This is a genomic window from Micrococcus sp. HMSC31B01, from assembly GCF_001816085.1.
Classification (GTDB): domain Bacteria; phylum Actinomycetota; class Actinomycetes; order Actinomycetales; family Micrococcaceae; genus Micrococcus; species Micrococcus luteus.
In genome coordinates this window covers 1-1,409 of record NZ_KV825142.1, presented here as the reverse complement: position 1 = coordinate 1,409, position 1,409 = coordinate 1, and the positions used below count along the sequence as shown (strand labels likewise).

Here is a 1,409-nt window from a genome sequence, read left to right as displayed (position 1 = left end):
CCCGTCGGGCAGGGCGTGGGGCGACAGCCCGCGCACCACGGCCTGGGGCAGGCCCGCCCCGGTCTCGTGGGCGAGGTCCCAGGCGGTCATCGCCGCGGCCTCCTCGGGGTCCAGCACGGCGGACCAGTCCGTCGCGTCCGGCCGGGCGGTCCCGTGCAGGGTCTGCCACGCCAGGTGCCGCCTGAACGTCACGGGCACCCGCAGGATGGGCACGGACCCGTACCGGCCGAGGTTGAACGTGGTGCGGTGGAAGACGCCCACCACGACGACCTCGTAGCCGGCGCGCACCGCAGAGACCGCGGCCTTCTCCACGCGCGAGTCTCCGACGACCTGGTTCCCCACCAGCATCGCCATCCGGGGTCGGCGGGGGGCGGGCGTGTCGACGGGCATGGGACTCCTTCTCGGCGAGGTCAGGTGGCGGTGCCCCCCAGGATTCGGCAGACCAGGGCAGGCACGACGTCCTCCTCAGCATAGGTGTGTGCCACGTCTCGTCGGGCCTGGGCCACGGCGGACCGCCAGGCCCGTGCGTCGGCCGTGGCACGGCGAAGGGCATCGGCCATGGTGGCCACGTCCGGGCTCAGCCACGCGGCGGGGTAGAGCAGGTCGGCGCCCGCCCACGCGAGCGCGGCCGGCAGACAGCCGTGCGCGGCGCCGTCGGGCAGCGTGAAGTGGAACGACTCGAAGTCCGAGACGGAGAGCGCGACGCCCACCCGGGCGTACCACGCCGGCATGTCCGGCCCGTGGGGGTCCCAGGCCACGGCTCCGGCGAGCATCGGGTCGGTCTCGATGCGGCGCAGCTGCGCCCGGTAGTAGGCCGCCGCGGCGGGGCGCTGCGCCATCCAGCCGACCTCCTCCGGGTGGTGGCCACGGATCCGGAGCGTGAAGCGGGGCTCGGTGCGGCGGAGCACGGCCAGCAGGTCGAGGGCGCGGTGCAGCCCCTTCCGCTCGGGCAGCACGCCGACCAGCCCGAGCACGAAGCGCCGGTCGTCGTCGCCGTCCGGGAGCGTGGGCGGCACGGCCACCGCGTTCGGCACCACCGAGGTCCGCGCGGCCGGGAAACGGGTGTCCCGCAGCACCTGGGCGCGCACGTGCTCGGCCACGAACACCCACTCGTCCAGGGCGTCCTGACGCACCCGGGACGGGAACGCCGTGCCCGCCTCCTGCAGGTGGAGCCTGCTGGTCAACCGCGTGGTGCGGTGCGGGGAGTCCAGGTGCCGGGAGTACCAGGCGAGATTGCCGAGGCTCCATTCGCAGTGCACCACGTCCGCCCACGCGGCCAGGGCGCGGCTGCGCTCGGCGTCGTGGCGGGCGTGGCCGAGCCAGGCGTCCACGCGCACCTCGTGCCCGTCGGCGCGCAGCCGTTCCATCAGCGCGCCCGCGAACTTCAGGTCGTGGCCGGCGACGACGAC

General features: G+C 75.3%; 2 pseudogenes. Both read right to left on the bottom strand.

What is annotated here, in order from left to right:
• Window positions 1-390: pseudogene (locus HMPREF3105_RS06840) on the bottom strand (glycosyl transferase); the annotation flags it as partial.
• 20 nt (window positions 391-410) lie between these two features.
• Window positions 411-1,409 (bottom strand): annotated as a pseudogene (locus HMPREF3105_RS06835) (glycosyltransferase family 4 protein); the annotation flags it as partial.